This window comes from Bradyrhizobium sp. 195 (genome assembly GCF_023101665.1).
Taxonomy (GTDB): Bacteria; Pseudomonadota; Alphaproteobacteria; order Rhizobiales; family Xanthobacteraceae; genus Bradyrhizobium.
Map to the genome: position 1 here is coordinate 1468642 of NZ_CP082161.1, position 20779 is coordinate 1489420.

At 59.0% G+C, this 20779-nt stretch carries 14 protein-coding genes and 8 pseudogenes; 9 read left to right on the forward strand and 13 right to left on the reverse strand.

Features of this window, described 5'->3' with window-relative positions:
* Positions 1-987: 987 nt before the first annotated feature.
* A complete protein-coding gene (locus IVB26_RS06840; protein ID WP_247971070.1) occupies positions 988-1848 on the forward strand; it encodes a transporter substrate-binding domain-containing protein in 861 nt (286 codons plus the stop codon).
* Positions 1849-1875: 27 nt separating this feature from the next.
* The gene (locus IVB26_RS06845; protein ID WP_247971071.1) at positions 1876-2436 is read left to right on the forward strand and encodes a PCC domain-containing protein; all 561 of its coding nucleotides are present in this window, start codon (positions 1876-1878) and stop codon (positions 2434-2436) included.
* Between the two features lie 767 nt (positions 2437-3203).
* Here the strand turns inward: IVB26_RS06845 and IVB26_RS06850 are convergent.
* From IVB26_RS06850 to IVB26_RS06860, 3 pseudogenes are all read right to left on the reverse strand, one after another.
* Positions 3204-3955, reverse strand: a pseudogene (locus IVB26_RS06850) (IS5 family transposase); the annotation flags it as partial.
* A 461-nt stretch (positions 3956-4416) separates the two neighbouring features.
* Positions 4417-4536, reverse strand: a pseudogene (locus IVB26_RS06855) (ATP-binding protein); the annotation flags it as partial.
* Positions 4537-4702: 166 nt separating this feature from the next.
* Positions 4703-4897 (reverse strand): annotated as a pseudogene (locus tag IVB26_RS06860) (ATP-binding protein); the annotation flags it as partial.
* A gap of 510 nt (positions 4898-5407) precedes the next feature.
* Here IVB26_RS06860 and IVB26_RS06865 point away from each other — a divergent pair.
* Together IVB26_RS06865 and IVB26_RS06870 are read left to right on the forward strand one after the other, a co-directional pair.
* The gene (locus IVB26_RS06865) at positions 5408-6745 is read left to right on the forward strand and encodes a recombinase family protein (RefSeq protein ID WP_247971072.1); all 1338 of its coding nucleotides are present in this window, start codon (positions 5408-5410) and stop codon (positions 6743-6745) included.
* Between the two features lie 17 nt (positions 6746-6762).
* Entirely contained in the window at positions 6763-7509 is a 747-nt protein-coding gene (locus tag IVB26_RS06870) for a hypothetical protein (RefSeq protein ID WP_247971073.1), read from the forward strand.
* 6 nt (positions 7510-7515) lie between these two features.
* On the opposite strand, the pseudogene IVB26_RS06875 reads toward IVB26_RS06870, so the two are convergent.
* Positions 7516-7867 (reverse strand): annotated as a pseudogene (locus IVB26_RS06875) (ATP-binding protein); the annotation flags it as partial.
* A gap of 543 nt (positions 7868-8410) precedes the next feature.
* Complete coding sequence (locus tag IVB26_RS06880) at positions 8411-9358, reverse strand: HpcH/HpaI aldolase/citrate lyase family protein (RefSeq protein WP_247971074.1); 948 nt, start codon at positions 9356-9358, stop codon at positions 8411-8413.
* A gap of 1045 nt (positions 9359-10403) precedes the next feature.
* Here IVB26_RS06880 and IVB26_RS06885 point away from each other — a divergent pair.
* Both IVB26_RS06885 and IVB26_RS06890 read left to right on the forward strand, forming a co-directional pair.
* Positions 10404-11291, forward strand: a complete 888-nt coding sequence (locus tag IVB26_RS06885; protein ID WP_247971075.1) for an amino acid ABC transporter permease — start codon at positions 10404-10406, stop codon at positions 11289-11291.
* A 12-nt stretch (positions 11292-11303) separates the two neighbouring features.
* Positions 11304-12083 (forward strand): amino acid ABC transporter ATP-binding protein, encoded by a 780-nt coding sequence (locus IVB26_RS06890; RefSeq protein WP_247971076.1) that lies wholly within the window; start codon positions 11304-11306, stop codon positions 12081-12083.
* A 272-nt stretch (positions 12084-12355) separates the two neighbouring features.
* On the opposite strand, the gene IVB26_RS06895 is transcribed toward IVB26_RS06890, so the two are convergent.
* The 7 genes and pseudogenes from IVB26_RS06895 to tnpB (IVB26_RS43430) all read right to left on the reverse strand — a co-directional run.
* A complete protein-coding gene (locus IVB26_RS06895) occupies positions 12356-12595 on the reverse strand; it encodes a hypothetical protein (RefSeq protein ID WP_346732862.1) in 240 nt (79 codons plus the stop codon).
* Positions 12596-12698: 103 nt separating this feature from the next.
* A pseudogene (locus IVB26_RS06900) lies at positions 12699-13279 on the reverse strand (IS66 family transposase); the annotation flags it as partial.
* 75 nt (positions 13280-13354) lie between these two features.
* Complete coding sequence (tnpC, locus tag IVB26_RS06905; protein WP_247971077.1) at positions 13355-14926, reverse strand: IS66 family transposase; 1572 nt, start codon at positions 14924-14926, stop codon at positions 13355-13357.
* Between the two features lie 52 nt (positions 14927-14978).
* Positions 14979-15332, reverse strand: coding sequence for an IS66 family insertion sequence element accessory protein TnpB (gene tnpB / locus IVB26_RS06910; RefSeq protein ID WP_137483046.1), 354 nt, complete (start codon positions 15330-15332; stop codon positions 14979-14981).
* Positions 15313-15786, reverse strand: a complete 474-nt coding sequence (tnpA, locus tag IVB26_RS06915; RefSeq protein WP_247973088.1) for an IS66-like element accessory protein TnpA — start codon at positions 15784-15786, stop codon at positions 15313-15315. The genes tnpB (IVB26_RS06910) and tnpA overlap by 20 nt, the downstream gene beginning before the upstream one ends.
* A 73-nt stretch (positions 15787-15859) precedes the next feature.
* Positions 15860-16495 (reverse strand): annotated as a pseudogene (locus IVB26_RS06920) (IS66 family transposase); the annotation flags it as partial.
* A 162-nt stretch (positions 16496-16657) separates the two neighbouring features.
* Positions 16658-16828, reverse strand: a pseudogene (tnpB, locus tag IVB26_RS43430) (IS66 family insertion sequence element accessory protein TnpB); the annotation flags it as partial.
* A 616-nt stretch (positions 16829-17444) separates the two neighbouring features.
* On the opposite strand from tnpB (IVB26_RS43430), the gene IVB26_RS06930 reads away from it, so the two are divergent.
* The gene (locus IVB26_RS06930; RefSeq protein ID WP_247971078.1) at positions 17445-17933 is read left to right on the forward strand and encodes an IS4/Tn5 family transposase DNA-binding protein; all 489 of its coding nucleotides are present in this window, start codon (positions 17445-17447) and stop codon (positions 17931-17933) included.
* Here IVB26_RS06930 and IVB26_RS06935 read toward each other — a convergent pair.
* Positions 17883-18212, reverse strand: a pseudogene (locus IVB26_RS06935) (transposase); the annotation flags it as partial. The gene IVB26_RS06930 and the pseudogene IVB26_RS06935 sit on opposite strands and share 51 nt — an antisense overlap.
* Positions 18213-18610: 398 nt before the next feature.
* Here IVB26_RS06935 and IVB26_RS06940 point away from each other — a divergent pair.
* Both IVB26_RS06940 and IVB26_RS06945 read left to right on the forward strand, forming a co-directional pair.
* Positions 18611-19777, forward strand: coding sequence for a CaiB/BaiF CoA transferase family protein (locus tag IVB26_RS06940; protein WP_247971079.1), 1167 nt, complete (start codon positions 18611-18613; stop codon positions 19775-19777).
* Positions 19774-20661: an MBL fold metallo-hydrolase gene (locus IVB26_RS06945; RefSeq protein ID WP_247971080.1), complete on the forward strand. Its 888-nt coding sequence runs from the start codon at positions 19774-19776 to the stop codon at positions 20659-20661. Before IVB26_RS06940 ends, IVB26_RS06945 begins: the two co-directional genes overlap by 4 nt.
* The last annotated feature ends 118 nt before the right edge of the window (positions 20662-20779 follow it).

Sequence of the window (20779 nt, forward strand, 5' to 3'; positions counted from 1 at the left end):
GAGATAAACGTCGGCGAACTGCGGATACCCTGTTCAACCCCCTTATGGGGCCGGTTACCGGATGCCGAAGATGCCTTCGATCATGATGTCGGCTTCAGGCGAGTACCCAACGCACCGGAGCGGCCGACAGAGCGAAAATCGCTGGTTTGTCGCTCGTCGCTCAGAACCGGTCGGGAGTGCGCCAGGCATAGAGAATAGCTCCGGCGAGCTTGGAGCTTGAGGGCGAGCCGGTAAGCTGGTCTTCAAGACACCGCTTCGGCTCCGCGATGAACGGCGGTCTTGGCCTGACCGGTGGCGGCGCATTCGTTGGGGCTACAGCCTCGAATATGCCTTCGATCACCAAAGACGGATCATCTCGGCGGCGATGACGGATTTGGTCGTGTTCTGCCGAGGCATGCGACAAGGTCCGAAACAGTGCAGGATTCCTGCAAGCCCCTACCTGCTTTTAGTTAGTTTGCGCTTCAATTCTGTCTTACAAATTCTACGGTCTTAGGGCGCCTCTGACTTGATGACGGTATCCGCGTGTCTAGATCAATCGTCGCGAGCATTACTCAAGGAGGAGCTTTGGCAGATTAGAAAGTCAGATCTCACCATCGCTTTCTGAGGCGTTGAACTTGTCGCGACAACAGCATTGCCTCTTATGCCGGCAAGCAGCGCGTCCTCAATGCGATGAGCCTGATCTTCAATTGGTCAGACGAGCCGGGCGGCCAATAACTCCATATGACGGTCTGTGCCCGTGATTGGTCGCCATACAACTGCTGCCGAGTCGGTCGATCTCTGGAGCTTGACCTCATTGCGGGGCGGAATGTTTTGAATGGGGCGGTGGTGAATAGTGTGGCGCCGGCACCGTTTCCTCTCGACTTTTAGCGGCTGAAGGTTTGAGGCCATGCTTCCGACAACAGCTCGCCAACCCGAAGGCCCGAACGCGGAAATCATCTCGGCCGTGCTGAGTTGAGCGGCCATCACAACCGAAACGAAGGAGATCAAATGCTTTTCAAAACCGCAATCCGTCTTATCATGAGCGCGCTCGCCGCGGCGAGTCTCTGTGTCAGCTCCGCATATGCGCAGAATTCCGAGGGCGTCATCAATGCGGCGGCTATCACGACTTTACCGCCGTTTGCGTATAAGGATATCCAGTCTGGCGAATTTACTGGCTTCAATCGAGACTTATTCGAGGCCATGGCCAACAAGATTGGCAGGAAGGTCAATTGGATCTTTTACAGCTATCAGGACCTGGAGACCTTCGCTTCGCTAAAGACCGGGCGCATTGATATATATGGCGGAGCGATAATGACGGGGCATTCCAAAAGGCGTGCGCTTGGCGTGAGCTTCATTGACTTCGTGAAAGAACCGTACGCGTTCTACGCGCTCAAATCCAACGCTGAAATATTCAAGACCCCTGCCGCAATGTGCGGAAAACGGGTTGCTCAGTTCCGCGGCAATCTCGGAACGGCTAAATCGCTCGACACGTGGAACAATGAGGTTTGTGTTAAGGTGGGGCTGCCTCCGATGGTCAGGATCGATATCGATGGCGGAACACCGACAGCACAGCTGGAATTGAAGCAGGGCCGCGTGGACCTTGCCATGGCAGGAGCCGGGTCGGTCGCGTTTGCAAATATGACAGGGGGCGATATCTACGTGACGCTTCCGAGACCAATGCCCAGCGCGGTGTACGGAATGGCATTTCTGAACGAGAAGCAAGAGTTTGGAGAGTCGCTCAGGAAGGCGCTAGAGGAACTGATCGCTGATGGTACTTACGTTCAGCTGTTGAACAAATGGCACTTGCTGCCCATCGAGGATTTCTCGATCGGGAAAGCAACAATCAATGCCGCACCTGATCCTCAGTAACAAGCAACCATTTAGGAGATCTATCAAATGCGAGCGAACGGTATGAAGAAAAGACCTATGCTCAGTGGGAAGATCGAGGAGGTGATTTACGCACAACTCGGGAAGGGTGAAGATCTTCTTCGGGGCATCTGGGACGTCTGCAAGGAAAACGATGTCAAAACAGGGATTCTTCTGGACGCGACCGGCTGTATGCATAACCTGAGGATGCACGCAATTGCGACAAAGCCGGACACTCCTTGGGGAGTTGAATTCGAGAACATCCAGGGGTTCCTGGAGGTCACGGCGCACGGCATCATCGGCATGGGCTGGGTTCCAGATAAGTCCGTCAAGCCGGAAGAGCTGCCGGGAATGATTCGCAGCAGCCACGACACAGGCTTCGGTGCTGGAGGTTTTGTGGGACACGAAGCCCCATATTGCCATATCCATATCACGGGCTCGAGCCCGACGCGGACGATGTGCGGACACCTGCTGGAAGGTTCGATCATCGCGACCCAGTACTTCGAAGTCGTCATCGCGAAAGTTTCCGGGGTCGTCCTGAAGGCGACCTACGATAAGGCGGGCTACCGGCACGACATCGTTCCAGTATAGGCGCATAAGGAGGGCGAAATGAGAAGGGGTACCTGAGGGCATGTCGAGAACAATGACGGAGAAGCTTCTCGCAAAAGCTTCGGAAAAAGACGCAGTTTCGGTCGGAGAGGTGGTTACAGCGAAGATCGATGTCATCTCGATGATCGACCTATTCTTCGACGATTGGATGCTTGAGAACAATCTCAAGGCACGGGATCCAACAAGAGCGGTCTTCTCCTTTCGACCATTTCCCCCAATCGGTCAAATGGCCGGGCGATGTGGAGCGAACGAGGCGGTTTGCACAGAAGCTGGGCGTGCCCAGAGAGAACGTCTACGACATCGGCAGACACGGCCTTTCGCATCAAGTGCTGGCCGAGGAGGGATGGGTTCTCCCCGACACGTTTTATTTAGCTGCGGATACCCAAGCCGCCACGATGGGCGCGCTGAACTGCTTCGCGATGGCCGGAATCTACTCGACGCTCCCGGCAGTGGCGTCAGGTGAGATGTGGGCGTGGTCGTGCCGGAGACCGTCCAAATAATTCTGACAGGTGAGATGCCCAAAGGGATACTCGGAAAGGACATCTACTTCCGACTGCTTCAAGACCTTCAGGGCCGAGCTGATGGTCATGTGCTTGGAGTTCTGTGGGCCGGGGTTGCAATCACTGCCGATTGACGTGCGCATGGGCGTGGCGAACGGTTCGAATCACATCGGCGCCATGAGCTCGGTATTCGAACCGGACCAGAGGCTTCTCGACTACTTGAGGCCTAGGACCGATCGACATTCCTTGCATCCAGATCATGGCGGCTGCGAGATGGATGAAGCCGGTAAAGTTCGCGGTTCCCCTGTCATAACGGGTAGCGAAGCGCCGGAAGTGTTTGAGCTGGTAGAAGCAGCGCTCGATGCGGTTGCGCTGTTTGTAGGCGTCGCCGTCGTGCGGAATGATGATCCTGCGGGTGCGGTTTGACGGGATCACCTCACCGCCGTTGCGCCGATCCCGGCGATGATCGCGCGCAGGGCGTTGCTGTCATAGGCTTTGTCGGCGAGCACTGCATCGCCGCTTTGCCCGTCGAGCAGCGCAGGCGCGTGGGTGATGTCGCCAACCTGTCGGCCGTGACGATGAAGCGGAGCGGACGGCCGAGCGCATCAGCCAGCATGTGGATCTTGGTGGTCAGTCCGCCTCGGGAGCGCCCCAGCGCCTGATCTTTGGCCCCCCTTTTCCGCTTGCGGCCTGCTGGTGGGCGCGAATAATGGTGCTATCGATCATCAGATACTGGTTGTCGCGATCGGCGGTCAGCGCGGCGAATACCCGCTCCCAGACGCCGGCATGGCACCAGCGGCTGAAGCGCCCACGGTCTTCCACTTGCCGTACCGCTCCGGCAGGTCGTACCAGTGCGCGCCCGACCGTAACACCCACAAACATCCGTTCACGAACAGAAGGTTATCCGCAGCTGACCGTCCCGGGTCGCCAGCCTTGCCCGGCAGTAATGGCGAAATCTTCGCCCATTGCGTCTCGTTCAACTCGTATCGCTTCGCCGCCATTATCCGCTCCGTGTCGAATCACGGAGCTCTATGAATCAGCGATCAAACCGATTGGGAATCCTGAATGTCGATCGGTCCTAGGGCAAGGGAACGGTTCGAACCGGTGACGGCGGACCGAGATACCAAGTACGTCGCCTCCTACGCATACGACTTGTCTACGTTCGAACCATTGGTTTCTGGTCCTGGGGACATTTCAAAAATTCAACCGCTCGGTGAGGTGAAAGCAACAACGGTCCAGGCAGTGCTGATTCCGACGATCTCGCCCGGGTTTACCATTCCGATTTGATGTCGCCGGGGGCGCGAGGCGTTCTGGCTGTCTAGTTTCTGGCATCGGTAAAGCCGCGTGGTCAATCTTTGAATCGCGGCTCGGCGGACTTGTTTTTCTGCTGCTTCTGCTGTGGGCATGTGGGCAACGCTCTTGCGTTGTCCAAGCGCAGCGGCATGTCCACAGCGCCACGGGCTCAGTCCTTTCGGCTGGGTTTACGGGTTCGCCGCAGGCTTTCCCCGTTGAGGTCAATCAGGTGGGCGTTGTGGACCAGGCAATCGAGGACGGCGTCGGCATAGGTGGGGTCGCCGAACACGACAGAGTACCCCTATTCTTGAGCGGGTCGTGTCTATGGCGCGACAATCAGGATGAGAGCGGCGCGTCAATCAAGATGAGACAAAGCGGCCGAGTCAGGAGATAATTGACGCTGGCCGCCGGCTTGGCAAGCGTTGATTGACGCGTTGATTGACGCTGCGCGACAATCAAGAGGCGCTGCCAGCGTCAATCACCGCTTTGTCGAGCTCGTTTGGAGTGGCGTGCACGGGTGGCCGTCCTGGACCGCGCCTTCGATCGAGAGCAACTCTTCGACGGTAGCTCTCGACATTCATCTCGAGGATCGTTGCGTGGTGGACGAGGCGATCGACGGCCGCCAGCGTCATTGCCTGATCGCCGAACACGACAGAGTACCCCTATTCTTGAGCGGGTCGTGTCTCACGTCACGATCACCGACCCGCATCATTTCCTGTTGGGCACCGGCTTGAGGTGCTGAAGGAGCGGTCGGGGCGCGGTCCCGCCTACGTCGTTGTCGCGCTGCCGGACGGACGGCCGCGGGCGATTCGGATCGCGTCGACGGATCTTGGCGAGACGCCTATCACTTCCCGCCCGAACGCCGCCGATCTGCCGCGCATCAGTGCACGTACGCTGATCCCATTGATGCAACATTTGAGCGCGAGTCTGAGCCTTCTCGACGAGAAGGTGATTCGCGATGACCCACCGACCGCTTCCAGGTCGCGTTGCGTATCGACCACTGCCGACGTCGGCAAATCCACCCGGCCGCCCGACGGCCGACATTCCGCGCCTGTGGCCGAATCTGTCGACCGCGACGCAAACCCAGATCGCTCAAATCCTCGCCACGCTGCTGCGGCGAATGCAAGCGGTTCCCGGCACGCCCGGAAGGGGACTGAGCCGTGCTGATCAGCTTGAACGTCGCTGACGAGCGGCTCACGACTGCGCACCGAGCTAAGTTGGCCTATGTCTACGTGCGGCAGTCATCCGTGAACCAGGTGCGCCACCACCAGGAGAGCACGCAGCTGCAGTACCGCCTCGTCGATCGTGCCATCGGTCTGGGCTGGCCGCCTGAACGTGTCCAGGTCATTGATGAGGATCTGGGCAAATCCGGTGCTGGCGGTGTGGATCGTCATGGTTTCCAGAAGCTCATTGCCGAGATCGGCCTTGGCAACGCCGGTCTTGTGGTGAGCCTCGACGCTTCGCGCTTGGCCCGCAATAATCGGGACTGGCATCAGCTGCTCGAACTGTGCTCGGTGTTCGGCGTGCTCATTGCGGATGGCGAGCGGCTTTACGATCCGCGCGCCTACCACGACCGCCTGTTGTTGGGCTTGTCCGGCATCATGAGCGAGGCGGAGTTGCATCAACTTCGGATGCGCCTTCACCAAGGGGAACGCCAGAAGGCAACGCGGGGCGAACTGCGGCTGCCCCTGCCAGCCGGGCTCGCCTATGATCGAGCGGGCACAATTATTCTCAATCCCGATGAGGAGGTGCAGGCCCGTCTTCATCTCGTGTTTGCCAAATTCCAGGAACTGCAAAGCGCTCGCCGTGTGATGCGGTACTTGGACAGAAACGGATTGTCCTTGCCGGTTCGACCGCTGCTTGGACCATCTCCACATGAGATCGCCTGGCGTGCGCCAGATAGTGCACGCGTCCTTAGTATCCTTCAAAATCCGGCCTATGCTGGTGCGTATGTTTATGGCCGCCGGCAAAAGGATCCGAGCCGATGCCGGCCGGGATCGCTGACGGGAACGGTCAAGGTGGCGATCGCGGATTGGGCGGTTTGCCTCCACGCCGCTCATCCAGGCTATATCAGCTGGGAGGAGTTCATGGCCAACCAGGGGCGACTGGCAGATAACGTCTTCCGCTATGAGGCAGGACACTCTGGCGTACCGCGCAAGGGGGCAGCCCTGTTACAAGGGATTGCGATCTGCGGCCGTTGCGGACGGCACATGAGCATGCGCTACACGGGCCCGAATGCCGACTATCCGGTCTATTGCTGCCGCTCGGATCGGGACCAGCAAGGCAATGCACTGTGTCAGGAAGTCCGGGCCTTGGCGGTTGACGCGCTGGTCGAGCGGGTGGTCCTCGATGCCCTGTGCCGGATCAGATTGAGATCGCACTCGCGGCGGCGGGCCAACTGGAGCAGGAGAGCCGTCAGCTCGAGCGCCAATGGGCGCTTCGCGTGGAGCGCGCCCGCTACGAGGCAGAGCGCGCTCGGCGTCAGTATGACGCCGTAGAGCCCGAGAACCGTCTTGTGGCGCGCTCACTCGAGCGGGCTTGGGAAGAGAAGCTGCGTGTCGTCGAGGCGGTCGAGCAGCAGCATGCGCGTTGGCGAGCGCAAGAGCCGCTTCTGATTGGCCCGGCGGAACGCGCAGGGCTACAAGCGCTCGGCGAGAACCTGCCGCGGATTTGGAACGCGGCCACCACGTCGGCAGCCGATCGCAAGCGCATTCTGCGATTTGTCATCCGGAAAGTCGTTCTTGATCAGAAGCGGACCCGAGGTCAGGTGTGGCTCAAGATCGTCTGGCAGACCGGCGCAACCAGCGAGCATCACGTGCAACGGCGCGTTCACACCTACCGCGATTACATCGACATTGATCGGTTGCGGCGACAGATCGTCGAGTTGAATGCTGAACACAAAATGGATGGCGAGATCGCGGCAATACTCAATCAGGAAGGCTTCGTCGCGGCCCGAGGCTGCGCCTTCAAAGGCGAGAACGTCTGGGTGTTGCGTACCCGCTGGGGCATTCCCACCATCAAAATCAACGGCGTGGACAAGAATCCGATGCGCTGGCCCGACGGTAGCTTCTCGATTCAGGGCGCTGCAGCCGAGCTTGGCGTCACCCCGCAAACGGTGTTCGATTATCTCGCGCGCGGATTGCTGGCAGGCCGTCAGTTAGCCAAAGGCCAGCCATGGCAGATCGAGCTCTCAGACGAACAAATCAGTCGGCTGCGCAATCGGATACGACGTACCAAGCGTTCAAAGAAGGAGGCATCATGAAGTCATCGGCTCGCCGATCAGCGCGTGCCATTGATCGACCAGGAGCTGGCTGGTGACGATGGTGGAGCGGCGGCCGTAGCGGTCCTCCAGGATATCCAGGAGGTCGTGGCGGGCCGCGGCGTCGAGCGGCTCGAGGCCCCAGTCGTCGAGGATGAGGAGATCGATGCGACCGAGCGCGCACAGGAGGCGGGGGTGGCGGCCGTCGCTGCGCGCCAAAGCCAGATCGCTGAACAGCCGTGGGACGCGCTGGTAGAGCACCGAGCGATTGTCGCGGCAGGCCTTGTTGCCGAGAGGAGGCGAGCCAGCTCTTGCCAACGCCGGAGGGCCCGCGGATCAGCAGGTTGGCGTAGTTGTCGATCGTTCGAGTTGGCGCCGGCCACTTTGGACATGCGCGCGTCTGCTCGTGGCTCACTGCTACCGCCGCTGTCACGCCCGCCATAGAGAGCGTGCAGGGGCGCGCAGCGGCTTCGCCGTTGAAGGGCTTGCGCACTTCGCTGATCAAGAGGGTTCCGACCGCAGCGTCGCCTCAAAACGCGCCGAGCCAGCAACAGATTCGCCGTGGTGAGATGCATCCAGGAAAGTCAGCGCGATTGCGCCGTGAGGATCAAGCGCGACCAAGCGCTCGTTTCCATTGACATCCAGAAAGGCCTTACATTCTCCATCCAAGCTCGATGAATGTTGTCGCATTTTATCCGCCGCCGGACCACTCAATCTAAATGATCTCAGCTCTGAGATCGGCCGAAAGGGCTCACCCCCGGGGTCTACGAGGCGGCTACGAGATCAAGCACGACAACCTCTTGAAGAGCTTCGGCACTTGTTGCTGAGGTTCCATTTGCTTTGAACGGAATTGCGGAAAGGTGCAGACACACAAATGATCGGCTCTAACTCGTCCGAGGCATATTCACTGTGTGGGAAGCTCGATGTTCGGCACGTCGCCAACATCAACCCCTGACGCCTGAGCGGCTTTGAGTACGTCCATCGCGGTCCTAACATTCGCGTAGTCCACCATTGTTGATTTGTGCCGAACTGCCGCGTCGCCGCGGGCAATGGCCTTCGCCATAGCGGACACGATGTCGCGTGCCTCATTGATCTCATCTCGCGATGGCGAGTAGACCTCGTTGATGATGGGAATATGGCTAGGATGGATAGCCGACGCCCACGTTGCGCCCATACGCTTCGATCTTTCGGCGAGTCGCCGTACCAGCTCAAGATCATCCAACGTCGCAGTCATGGCCCCTTCGATGTGCATAATTCCGGCGGCGCGCGCCTGCAACACCGAAATGGCTCCGAAGCCAATCCCCGCATCAGGCTCATCCTTGATCCGCAGACCGAGCGCGCGCGTTCCATCTCCACCTGCGATCGGACCAAGGGCAGTGCCTCCGCGCTTAATTCGCGAGGATGCCATGCAGATCTCATAGAACCTGTTCATCGCGACCGCAGATTCTGCGTACGGACAAATTTCGATTCTACCGACTGGCAGAGCACGAGACATTTCCAACTCTCCAAGCACGAGATCTAGTGCTGCGACATCTTCCGGATCTTCAACCTTGGGCAGCATGACCCCGTCGAGACCGTCGACGACAATCGTATTAAGATCCTCTAGCTGGCAACCAGTCCGCCATCCATTGACCCTCACGAAGCGCCCGAAAGGGCCCATACGCATTTCCTTGATAGCCGCTACGACAGCGTTGCGCGCTGCAGGTTTTTGGGACGCCTCGACTGAATCCTCAAGGTCGAACAGCAGGGCGTCCGCACCATACTTGGGTGCCTTCAACATCCAATCGAGCTTGTGTCCTGGGACGAAGAGGATCGAGCGATAGCACCTGGCGTCTCTAAAAGTCTGAGGCATGCAACGGTCCTAAAGTTTCAAATTTGCCTATGCGATTCAGGCTATATTCTAACGATCTTTGATGTCGCTCGTCGCCATTTACATTGAGCTTGGGGCCTAATTCGTGCGCCGGGGACGCATTTTCGACGGATTTGTACAAATCAGGCCTTTATCACGGTCTTATTGTCCAAGCGTCCTTTAATTCCTAGCAGTACCGGAGGGAGCGCTTGCGACGTTTGGAGTTGAACGGACCTCGTAGGGATCAAAGACGTCGCTCGGTCATGAAAGGTTCGAGCCGAATTGCGACGAGCTCTTCGACGACGCGCGCTCTAACGTCCTCACGTAACCGTTCGCTCGCGGGGGCACGGCGGCAAGCGGCCTCAATTCCTAGGCCGATCTGCAAGTCTGGCGAGTGCGTTTCGTGAACGAATTCCGGCTACGCCATAAGGTAGCGCAAGCGACGCCGCGCACGCCGCAAGCGAGGCGTCGTCCCGGAGGGCGACCGGTTGGCGCGGGAGGAGATTCTCGCTGAAGCGCGGAGCGACTGGAAGGCTGGATCGGGCGGGCCTGCTCGATTCTTCGGATTGATCGCGCACTTTGCGTCTACAAGACGAAGCGCGGCGACCAGACCGCCCTCGAAAATCGGCTCAAGGAATCTGCCAGACGCGGGTCAGATAGCGGCTACCGCCGCGTCCAACTCCTGCTCCAAAGTGATGGTTGGGCCATCAACATCAAACGTGTCTATCCTAACCGGATGGCGCCACCAGCCCGCCACCGTGAAAGAAGCGCATAACTCTAGTTCTGGGTGGTCCAAACCTCGGTGTCGCCGCAAAAGAACCTAAGACTGACTCTAACCGCCGCTGGATGAAACGTCAGTGGCAGGTCACCTGAAAAAGTCGCGCATGGCAGGATCATCGCAGGATTCGGGCTTCGATCGACCGATTTTGAAGAAGATCTGCCTTGGACTTCTATAGCCTCACTGTGATCCCGTCGATCCGCGAGGCGAGGTGAATCTCCTTGCGAGATGACCGAGTGGGGAGGCGGCTAAGTGGGGATAGGTAGTACAATGTTGGTCGAAGCGGTCGGACGGCTAGCGAAAACAAGTCGGGATGGCCTCGTAAGCGAAGATTTGTCTCAATTCGAGCATGTGCGCCGAAGACATCTAGGCCGTTATTTCGGGGCTGCCGCGGTCCTGGCATTGGCTGTGTGGCTCGGTTTGGCGTTCGCTCATGGCCAGATCGAGTGGTCTGTTACTGGACAATACCTCACGGCACGGACCGTCATGGTTGGACTCGGCAACACCGTATTGTTGGCCGTCCTGGCGATGTTGCTCGGCGTTGCGATAGGTGTGGTCGTTGCGATCATGCGGTTTTCGACCAATCCGATTATCAATTGGACGGCGCTTGCCTATGTGTGGCTCTTTCGCGCCATCCCGTCATTGCTCCAGTTGCTGTTGTGGTTCAATCTCGCGCTAGTGTTTCCCACCATTGGCATTCCAGGATTGCACGAGTGGCGCACCGTGGATGTGATGACGCCATTTGTTGCAGCGCTGCTCGGATTAGGGATCAATCAGGGCGCGTATACTTCGGAAGTGGTGCGTGCCGGTCTGTTGTCTGTCGATGATGGGCAATACGAAGCCGCCAGCGCTATCGGAATGAATCGTCTTCAAGCGTTGCGTCGGATAATACTGCCTCAAGCCATGCGAGTTATCCTGCCACCGATTGGCAACGAATTTATCGGCATGGTCAAGTGGACGTCTCTGGCGAGCGTAATTCAATTTTCAGAAGTAATGTATGCCACATCGAATATTTACTACGTTAATAACCGGGTCATTGAGCTGCTTTTCGTTGCGGCCTTTTGGTACCTGATCGTAGTCACAGTGCTCTCGCTTTTACAGACTCAGGTCGAGCGGTATTTCGCCCGGGGTGCGGGACGTGCTGCTCAGTCACGCTAACCGGGCAAAGAGATGAACGTAATTCTCAAGGCTGTTGGCCTGCGAAAGTCATATGGATCCTTCGAGGCGCTCAAGGGCATCGATCTGGAGATAAGCCGCGGTGAGGTGTTGTGCCTGATCGGCCCGTCGGGCTCTGGGAAGAGCACATTTTTGCGCTGTATCAATCAGCTGTCGGTTATCAATGGTGGCGTTTTATGGATAAATGGGGAATTGGTCGGCTACCGCTGTATAGGCCACAAGCTATACGAGCGCTCCGAGCGTGAAATCGCCCGGCAGCGACTGGCGACAGGCATGGTGTTTCAGCGTTTCAATCTGTTTTCGCACAAAACGGCGTTGGAAAACGTTATCGAGGGGCCGACCCAAGTACTCAAAGTTCAGCGTAGGCAGGCCGAAGCGGCCGGTCGTGAACTGCTTAATCGTGTAGGCCTAGCGGACAAATGCGACGCGTACCCGATCGAGCTCTCTGGTGGACAACAACAGCGTGTGGCGATAGCCCGGGCTCTAGCGATGAAGCCCGCGCTCATGCTCTTTGACGAGCCAACTTCTTCACTGGATCCTGAACTCGTGGGTGAGGTACTCGCCGTTATGCGCGATCTCGCTAGGTCAGGGATGACGATGGTCGTCGTTACCCACGAACTTGCGTTCGCACGTGAAGTTGCGAGTCGAGTAGGATTTATGGACCACGGGCATTTGGTCGAAAGCGGCCCCCCCGATCAGATTCTCGGTAACCCGACACACGTCCGAACTCGAGAATTCATCTCAGCAGTTCTGAGCCAACCGAGCGTAGACTAATTCTTTCCGAGCAACAGAGAGGGCTCAGTATGTCATCGAGGATCGAAGTCGACTCGTGGTGAGCGTGCGCGCGCTTCGCTGCCTGCACAGGCGCAAACTTCAAGAAAGACCGTCAATGCGTCCACTATTACCTACAATCCGCCGTGCTCTTTTGAGGATCCTAATCCAACGAGCTGATGGGATTCGATCGCGACTTCTTCAAGGCCATAGCCACAAAAGTCAATTGGATCGAAGTCAGCTGCGAACGTATCCATTCGGCGTAGGCCGCAGGGTTACCGTCTGGGCAGTCCAGGGTTCTCTTTGTAGAACCTGATCAGGTCGATGAGGTTTTCGATGCCGAAGTCGGTGAATGCCTGGACGCCGTCTTCTTCGACGCCATAGACCCAGATGGCACCGTCCTCGATCTCCATTTCGTTGGCGATGTCGCACAGCCAATCTTCGTCTTCCGAGGTCTTTGGCGAGCTTGGTGATAGTGGTGACGTGATGGACCTTGTTGACGGGATCGAGGTCATCGCCAAGCCGACCGACCGTCAACCCGCAACCGCCGCCGCCTGACCGGCTCGGCCGTCACCAAAAATTGGCGATAGCTCGTTCAGCATCTGCCGCACCTGAAGGCTCCTCGGCGCTCTTGCCGTTGAGAGACCGCTCGATCTCGAAGAGTGCATCGACCCGCCGCACGACCTCGATCGCGATCGGAGAGAGCGGGATTTCCTTTTTGCCAACGGCCTTGCGCCGCGCATTCTCTTCAATGTCGGCCATGGCAAAGAACGGACGCCGTCCGTGCGACCAGCAGGCGGCCTCCCGGATTAGCCCTGGCTGGCGTCCTGCCAGATAGAGCTGGTTGTACCCGTCATAGGCGTCGGCCTGCAGGATCCCGGCATACCGGGCCATGCCCCTGGAGGTGTTCGCCCTTGCGGTCGCGTGAGTAGTAGAACATCGCTGCTGGTGGGCCCGCGCCCCCAAACGGCCGATCGTCCCGAATAAATCCAGCACCGTCCTGTGTCGGTCTTGCCCTTGGCCAGGACCGGCACCGTCGTATCGTCAGCATGAAGCCGCTCGGCTGCCATGACATGGGCTTCCACCAAACGCAGCAGGGGATCCAGCGAGGCACAGACCGCCCCAACGGCATCTGCCATGGTCGACAGTGCGATCGGCACGCCTTCCAGAGCGTAGCGCTTCGCCTGGCGGTTGAGCGGTAAGCGCGATTTTCCCCGCACGATGACGCCGGCGGTTTTGATGGATTGCCCTAGTATCGGGCGATACCGGGCCGTTCAGGCAGTGGCGGCTTTGTGGAAGTTGAAGGGCAGCAGGTCGGTAATATCGGCGTCGCCGGCGCGCTGAGGCGATTCGGTGAGGACGTGGCGCAACCACGCTAACGGCTCGACACGTGAGGCGCGGCAGGTCAGCATCAGGCTGTAGACGACGGCACTGGCCTTGGCTCCGTCCACGGTATCGCTGAACAACCAACTCTTCCTGCCAGTTGCAAAAACCCTGATGTCGCGCTCCAGAAGATTGTTGTCGATCGGCATGCTGCCGTCCCCGGTGTAGCGCGTCAGATATTCCCATTGGTTTCGGGTGTAGGATACGGCGTCGCCGAGCTTGCTGTCAGGCAAGACCTTCGGGGCCATGTCATCGAGCCATACCTTGAGAGCATTGAGGATGGGGACACTATGTTGCTGGCGGAAGCGGCGAATGCAGTCGGCCTGTGTTTCACCCTTCTCCGGTATTCCGTCCCGCGCCTGCCTTTCAACCCGGTAGAGCTGGTCGAAGAACCGCAGCGCCTGCTCGGGCGGACCGCCGCCCTTCTTCCTCGCCCTGAGGGCATCGACAAAGCGCCGCCGGGAGTGGGCCATGCAGCCGATGTGGGTGGCCAGTTCCAGCGTGCGCCATGCGGTATAGCCGTCACTCATCACGATGCCGCGGTAATCGCCGAGGAAGGCCTGCGGGTGGATTTGGCCGCGGCCCGGCTGATAATCCAGAAGAACGATGGGCTCGTGACTGCCCTTGCCGCTGCGATAAGCCCACATATACGATGTGCTGGTGGCCTTTTTGTCCTTCTCCTTGAGGACCTGAACCGTCGTCTCGTCGCCATGGATGAGAGGCTGCGATCTGAGCCGCAGCTTCAGGGCGTCATAGATGCGGGAGAGATGTTTCTCGCTCGAGCCGATCACCCAGCGACCCAAAGCGCCGCGGCTGACCGGAACACCGGCGCGTTCGAAGGCCTGCGCCAGGCGGTAGAGCGGCGTGCCATCGACATATTTATGAACCAGCGCGAACGCCAGCGTTGAGGCCGTGGCAACGCTGCCCGGCAGCGGCTGCGTCGGCATCGGCGCGGTCACGACAGGGGCGTTGATCCCGGTGCGATCGCAATGGCGGCACGCATATTTGAAGCGTACGTTCTGTAAAACCTTCGCCTTCACCTCGATATGAAGTTGCTCGGTGACAGCCTCGCCCATGCGATGCATCTGGCCACGGCAGCAAGGACACGCCTTCTGATCGTCGGGCAGGTCATACTCGACGCGCTCACGCGGCAGGTTCGCCGGCAGCGGCCTGCGGCCGCGCTTCTTTCCCGTTGTGTTTTCGACGGGTGGCAAGCCCGTGTCCGGAAGTTCGGCGATATTGTTCGTTTCACTGCCGGCGTCATCCTCATCGGCGGCCTGCTCGGCTTCATTGAAGAGACGATCGACGTGCTTTTCGCTGCGTGGCGCAAAACGATGCAGGCGTGCCAGCGCCAGTTCTTCCTCGAGTTTGACGACGCGGTCGGCGAGTTGATGGTTATCCGCCTGCAGCGCAGCAATGCGCGCCAACAGCACTTCAACACTCGGATCGCCGGTTCGATTCATCGGATTCTTGAATCTGAACCGTACCGACGCGTCAACCGCTCAACTCGAGAGCTCAGCCGGCAACCTGATATTGCCGCACCGGATGGCGGACCATCGCATCGATATCGATGCCGTCAAGGATCCAGTGCAATTGCTCGGTCGTCAGCGTGACGACCGCCTCCTGGCGGCGCGGCCATCGGAACTTGTCCTCGGTCAGCCGCTTCAGGACCAGCACAAAGCCGGACCGGTCGAAGAACAGCAACTTCATCCGGTCGCAACGGCGATTGCAGAACGCAAAAACCGCCGGAGTGAATGGATCGAGCGCCATCGTCTCCTGGACCAGGACCGCAAGGCTGTTGATGCCAGCCCGGAAGTCGATCGGCTCACGGTGCAGATAGACCTGCAGGTCACCGCCCAGTCTGAACATGGCCCAGTGCTCCGATGATCGCCGTCAATGCATCCACATCGCCGCATTCCAGCGCGAGCTTCACGCCGTTCGGCAGCGACACGCTCACTTTGGCCGGAGAACAAAAAGCTGGAGTCCCTTTGGGTTCCGAACCACGCATTTCATCGCAAGTCGCCGGCAAATCCACCGTCGCCACGCTGTCTTGCCGCGACAGGGCTCGATCGGCGGACCCCTCAAGCTGAACCGGGATGAACGCCGGGCGTGAGGACGGCGGCAGCGACCTGGTGGCGGTGTGCTTCTTGATCCACTTCCGAAGGAGGTTCGCGTTGACCCCATGTTCGAGTGCAAGCCTCGATACCGAAACCCCAGGCTCAAGGCAGGCCGTGACAAGACGCTCTTTCGATGCCGCCTCGTAGCGCCGGCGACCGTTCCGGCCAACAAGCCTGACCCGCAGTTTCTGATCATCCGCTGCCATCACAAGGTGTCCACCTATTTTGGTGGACACCTCATGCATCAGAGCACTCAAAAGCAAAAGGTGCGGAGAAATTCGCGCTTACGTTGAGCGGCTGATGCTGGCCGAACTTCTCAAACATGATCATGGCCAGGAGGCTCGGACCAGCCCATCCCCGGGCGATGGCATGGAATGGCGCCGGCGGCTGGCTGATCTTCTCGCAATCGCGGCAGGAGAACTTCTCCCGGACGTTCGATCACCTTCCACTGGCGCGGCACCACTTCCAGCGTGCGGGTCACATGCTCGCCCAGCTTGCGAAGGCGATTGGTTCCGCAACATTCACAAGCCGTAGGTCCTTCGATCACCACCCGCTCCCGGGGAAGGTGCTGAGGGAAGGTCTGGCGCTCGGCGCGCTTGCGCGTAAATCCGCGCACCGTCGTCGTCTTCGCTACGGCCCGTTCCGCCATCCTCGGTGGCGTCGGCTTCCAGCTCTTCGAGCGTCAGCGCCAACTGCTCGATCAGGCGCGACGAACGCTCCGGCCGCTGCCCATAGATCTGATGTCTTAGCTTGGCGATCTGCAGCTTCTGCTGTCCAATCAGCGCCTCGTCTTCCGACGCTTTCGCGCGGGCGACCGCGAGCTCGGCGGCGATCTCCAAACCCTTCGCGCGCTCGACCGCGAGCGCCTCTTTCAGGGCGAGCGTCATCCGGAGCAGCGTCGCGGTCGGCATCCATGCGACACAGTGAATCACAGATTGGATGCGTTGGGACTCCCCAAAAATGGCGGCAACCGCAGATTTCTTCGCTCAGCCTGCGCTCTGCGGTCGCCAGCTCAATTGCGCCAAGCTGGGCGGGGGTGATTGTCACCACGCCATCAGCCGACGACGGCCACAGGAAGCGGCCGCGCTCCAGCCGCTTGGCATAAAGCGACATACCCAGTCCATCGTGCCAAAGGATATTGATCAGCTTGCCGCTTTTGCCACGGAACACATAGAGGTCGCCCCCGTGCGGGTCTCGCGTGAACGCTTCCTGCACCAGCAAGACCAGCGAGTTCATGCCGCGACGCATATCGGTGTGGCCGGTCGCAATCCACACCCGCACGCCCGACGCAATGGGATCACCGTAGGCGCCTATCTGCGAGGCGCCGCCACGGCTGCCTTCAGCGTCGCCGCGTCGACCTCACCCGTGATCCGCATCCGAGCCCCGGCCGCAAACTCGATCTCGATCGACCCGCCGCTGCTGGCCGGCGCGACTGGGCAAGGCTTCAGACCTGATTCCGCGACCACCATCGCCGGTACGAAGCCAGCCTGATGGGCGGCATCCTTCTCAGGCCGAAACGATCGCCGCCATCGCAGCAGCAATGAGCGCGAAGCACCATACCGCCGCGCTGTCGCCGCGACTGGCGCGGCGCCTGTAAGCTCTCCAGGACGATCTTGAGCTTCTCATCCTCGGACCAGCGCCTCCGCCGACCCGTCTCCACCACCTCAAGCCGCTCGACTTGGGCACTGCGCCTATCACTGTCCATAAGGACAGTTCTCAACAACAGGCCTCATTCGGCAAGGCGGCCTTCACTGGCTTTCAATTACCCGTAACTTTGCCCATTCGGGCTGATCCGCTGATCGGCGAAATCTTGAATCGAAAGAATCACTTGTGATCCCTTTCTGAGCACCTGATTCGCGAGGGGGTGCTCTATGGGGCTGACATTAAGGGATCGACCGGCAAAGGCTGTTTGCGATCTCCTCAAGGTGAATGTGGATTGATCGAGAGTAGTGGATGCGAGTTTAGGGACGCGCGGCTCGGCGACAGATTCCGCAAACTGCTCACGCAGATTGGAAGCGCCATGGGACAAAGCATTCCGCTCGTCTGCCACGATTGGGCGAATACCAGGGCAGCCTACCGCTTCTTCTCTAATGACCGGGTCAGCGAAGCGGACATTCTGGCCGGCCATTTCCAATCGACGCGTGATCATGCCGCCGCCACTGAAGGTCTCGTTCTTGTGCTGCACGATACAACCGAGTTCAGCTATGAACGCGAGAAGTCAGAAGCGATCGGCATCAGCAAGAGCATAAACAGTGGGCGGGATAAGGCGGGTCGCCTCAGATCGCACACGGTTTGCGGCATGATTGACGTCGTCGATGCCGGCCATGATGCGTTCCTTGAGTTCGTGCTTTGATGTCACTCGGATGTGACGCAGGACAGAGCGGGCAAACTTGGAAAAGAAGCCCTCGATGAGGTTGAACCAGGAGCCGTGCTTTGGCGTGAACGTGAAGTCGAAGCGGCCTGCCGGTCGGGTGTCGAGCCAGGCTCTGGTTTCCCTCGAGATGTGTGCCGAATGATTGTCGAGGATCAGCTTGATCGCGGTGCTGGCCGGATAGGCGGCATCGAGAAGCTTGAGGAGTTCGATGAACTCGCGGCTGCGGTGGCGATCTCTGACGAGCGCGTGGACCTTGCCAGCCAAAATGAACCGTCAGCCACGGAGACACAGCTCTGCCGATGCGGCAATTGAGGGCGGGCGACGCGTCGGAATTTGGCCGGACAAATCACCGTGTGACTGGTGGTCGACGGCAGGTCGCGGACTCGAACCCCCGGCGCTCCTCGGATCGATCGATGTTGAAGGATGTCGCGCTCTCGCGCGACTCAATCCAGCTTCTCGATTTATTCAGCTTGAGCTAACGGCGCCACACGATTCGATTGACAGCACGGAGTGACGCCCGGAGACATTTCCGAACAAAACTATCCAAAAAGACGCTCTCAGCGCAGGCTTCGCGCTTGAAAGTGCTTAGGTTTGCATCAAACCGACCTTGGCAGCCTATTACAATTAACTGCAGTAACGATCGCTAAGGAGCAGATATGGCGGACGCCCTTCAAGGAATAGTCGTGCTTGATCTCACTGCGTATCTTGCGGGGCCGTATGGGTGCGCCCTTCTGGGCGATGTGGGAGCCGAGATCATCAAGATAGAGCCTCCCGGCGGGGACATGTCGCGACACTACCCTTCGAACCTGAACGGAGAATGCCGCACCTTCCTAGGAGCGAATAGAAACAAGCGGTCGATCGTTCTTAACCTGAAGCTTCCCGAGGGCCAAGCTGCGTTCCATCGACTGGTCAAGCACGCCGACGTCGTCGTGCACAACTTCCGACCCTCGGTCCCTCGAAGGCTTGGCATCGACTACGAGACACTTCGAAGCATTCGACCCGATCTCATCTACTGCTCGTTCACGGGATACGGAGAAAAGGGACCACTGCGCGATCATCCTGGTTTCGACACCTTGCTGCAGTGCTTTACCGGGATAGCGTCGATGCAAGGCGGCCGAAACCAAAACCCACAAATACAGAGCGGCTCCATCGTCGACTATTACTCGGCCTCTTTCGTTGCGTTCGGAATCCTGTCGGCGCTTGTGCACAGGCTGCGCACAGGCGAAGGGCAACATGTGAGAACGTCGTTGTTGCGGTCAGCGATCTCCTTGCAGGCTGGCCAATTCATATGGGCCGAAAACGAGCCTCGAGACATAGACCGGTGGTGGGGTCCAAGTTACTCCGGAATTTATCCAACCAAAGAGGGATATCTCTATCTGCAAGCTACGACTCCCACCTTCTGGAAGAACCTTTGTGAGAACCTCGGTTTTCCGCAGCTCGCGGACGATCCACGTTTCGATACCCTCAAGAAACGTACCGAACTCAGGGAAGAGATCAGGCCCCTCATCAGGGAGGGTCTCATGCAGCGTACAGCGATCGAGTGGGAAGAATTGCTGCTCGGCAAGCTCTCTTGCATCGCGGTCCGATCGATCGAAGACATGTTCGACCATCCGCAAATTCTGGCGGAGGATCTCGTTGTCGAGCATGAGCACCCCATAGTCGGCAAGTACAAGGCTATGAGCAAGTCGGTTCAGATGGGAATCGGAGACAAGCAGACGAGGCGTGCTCCGATGCTGGGCGAGCATACCGACGAGGTCCTCGCGCAATTCGGATTTCAAAATGACGAAATCGCGACCCTTCGGGCAACAGGGGCTGCAGCTTGAGAACTCAGATTTTCGGGGACATACGGGTCGATACGATCCCGGAATACGACTGGGCGGTGGACGGCGAGTGGCTACTCGCTGGCGCGTCCAACGAGGTCATTGGCGAACATGCGCACTGGCTGGGACCAAGCCTAGTGGATCCGGAAACGCTCCATCTGAAGGGAAGCTCCCACGCGTATCTCATCCGCACGCGTCACCACACGATTCTGTTCGACACTTGCTGCGGCAATGACAAGGAGCGTCCGTATTACTTGCCCTGGCATCGGCTGCGCACGTCCTTTCTCGAGAACCTGGCGCACGCAGGTGTTCTGCCGGAGCAGGTCGATTACGTCATGTGCTCCCACTTGCACGCCGATCACATCGGCTGGAACACGCTGCTGAAGGATGGCAAATGGGTCCCCACGTTTCCCAATGCTCGCTATCTGATGAGCAAGGGGGAGTTCGAGTATTGGCGCGACGTCATCGAATCGGGCGAGGTCGGGCCGAGCAGAAAGCTGCCCTTCGATGACAGCATTTTGCCAGTGGTGCAGCATGGCCTGGCGACTTTCGTAGAAGACGACCACGCCGTGGAGAACGAATTTCCAGACGAGGTGCGCTACTTTCCCTTGCATGGCCACACCCCGCACCACTGCGGTCTTTACCTGCGTTCCAAATCGCAGGACGCGATCTTCAGCGGCGATGCGATTCACCACCCGATCCAATTCGCTGAGCCGGATTGGGTGAACGGCAACGATCACATCATGGGCCGGCAGGTGATACGCGACCTGATCGGTCGCCTGATTGACACACCGACGAAGCTGTTGACGGCCCATTTTCCCGCACCGGCGGTGGGGCGTGTGGTGAGCGATGCGGGTCATGTCCGTTTTCGTTTTGACCGTGATTGACGAGCGGCTGAACGTGCTCACTTGACGAGCCAAGCACACCTGCGCCAGCCCTCACGTTCCCTACTAGCCGGACCAGATTGTCCCAATACCAAGCCGCGCTACTTAGAAAAGAGACAAG

Bases quoted from the DNA above. Each gene is read 5' to 3' on its own strand.
- IVB26_RS06840 (WP_247971070.1), top strand. From the start codon at position 988: ATGCTTTTCAAAACCGCAATCCGTCTTATCATGAGCGCGCTCGCCGCG.
- IVB26_RS06880 (WP_247971074.1), bottom strand. From the start codon at position 9,358: ATGCCTCAGACTTTTAGAGACGCCAGGTGCTATCGCTCGATCCTCTTC.
- IVB26_RS06940 (WP_247971079.1), top strand. From the start codon at position 18,611: ATGGCGGACGCCCTTCAAGGAATAGTCGTGCTTGATCTCACTGCGTAT.
- IVB26_RS06845 (WP_247971071.1), top strand. From the start codon at position 1,876: ATGCGAGCGAACGGTATGAAGAAAAGACCTATGCTCAGTGGGAAGATC.
- tnpA (WP_247973088.1), bottom strand. From the start codon at position 15,786: ATGGCAGCGGATGATCAGAAACTGCGGGTCAGGCTTGTTGGCCGGAAC.
- IVB26_RS06895 (WP_346732862.1), bottom strand. From the start codon at position 12,595: ATGACCTCGATCCCGTCAACAAGGTCCATCACGTCACCACTATCACCA.
- IVB26_RS06890 (WP_247971076.1), top strand. From the start codon at position 11,304: ATGAACGTAATTCTCAAGGCTGTTGGCCTGCGAAAGTCATATGGATCC.
- IVB26_RS06885 (WP_247971075.1), top strand. From the start codon at position 10,404: ATGTTGGTCGAAGCGGTCGGACGGCTAGCGAAAACAAGTCGGGATGGC.
- tnpC (WP_247971077.1), bottom strand. From the start codon at position 14,926: ATGAATCGAACCGGCGATCCGAGTGTTGAAGTGCTGTTGGCGCGCATT.
- tnpB (WP_137483046.1), bottom strand. From the start codon at position 15,332: ATGTTCAGACTGGGCGGTGACCTGCAGGTCTATCTGCACCGTGAGCCG.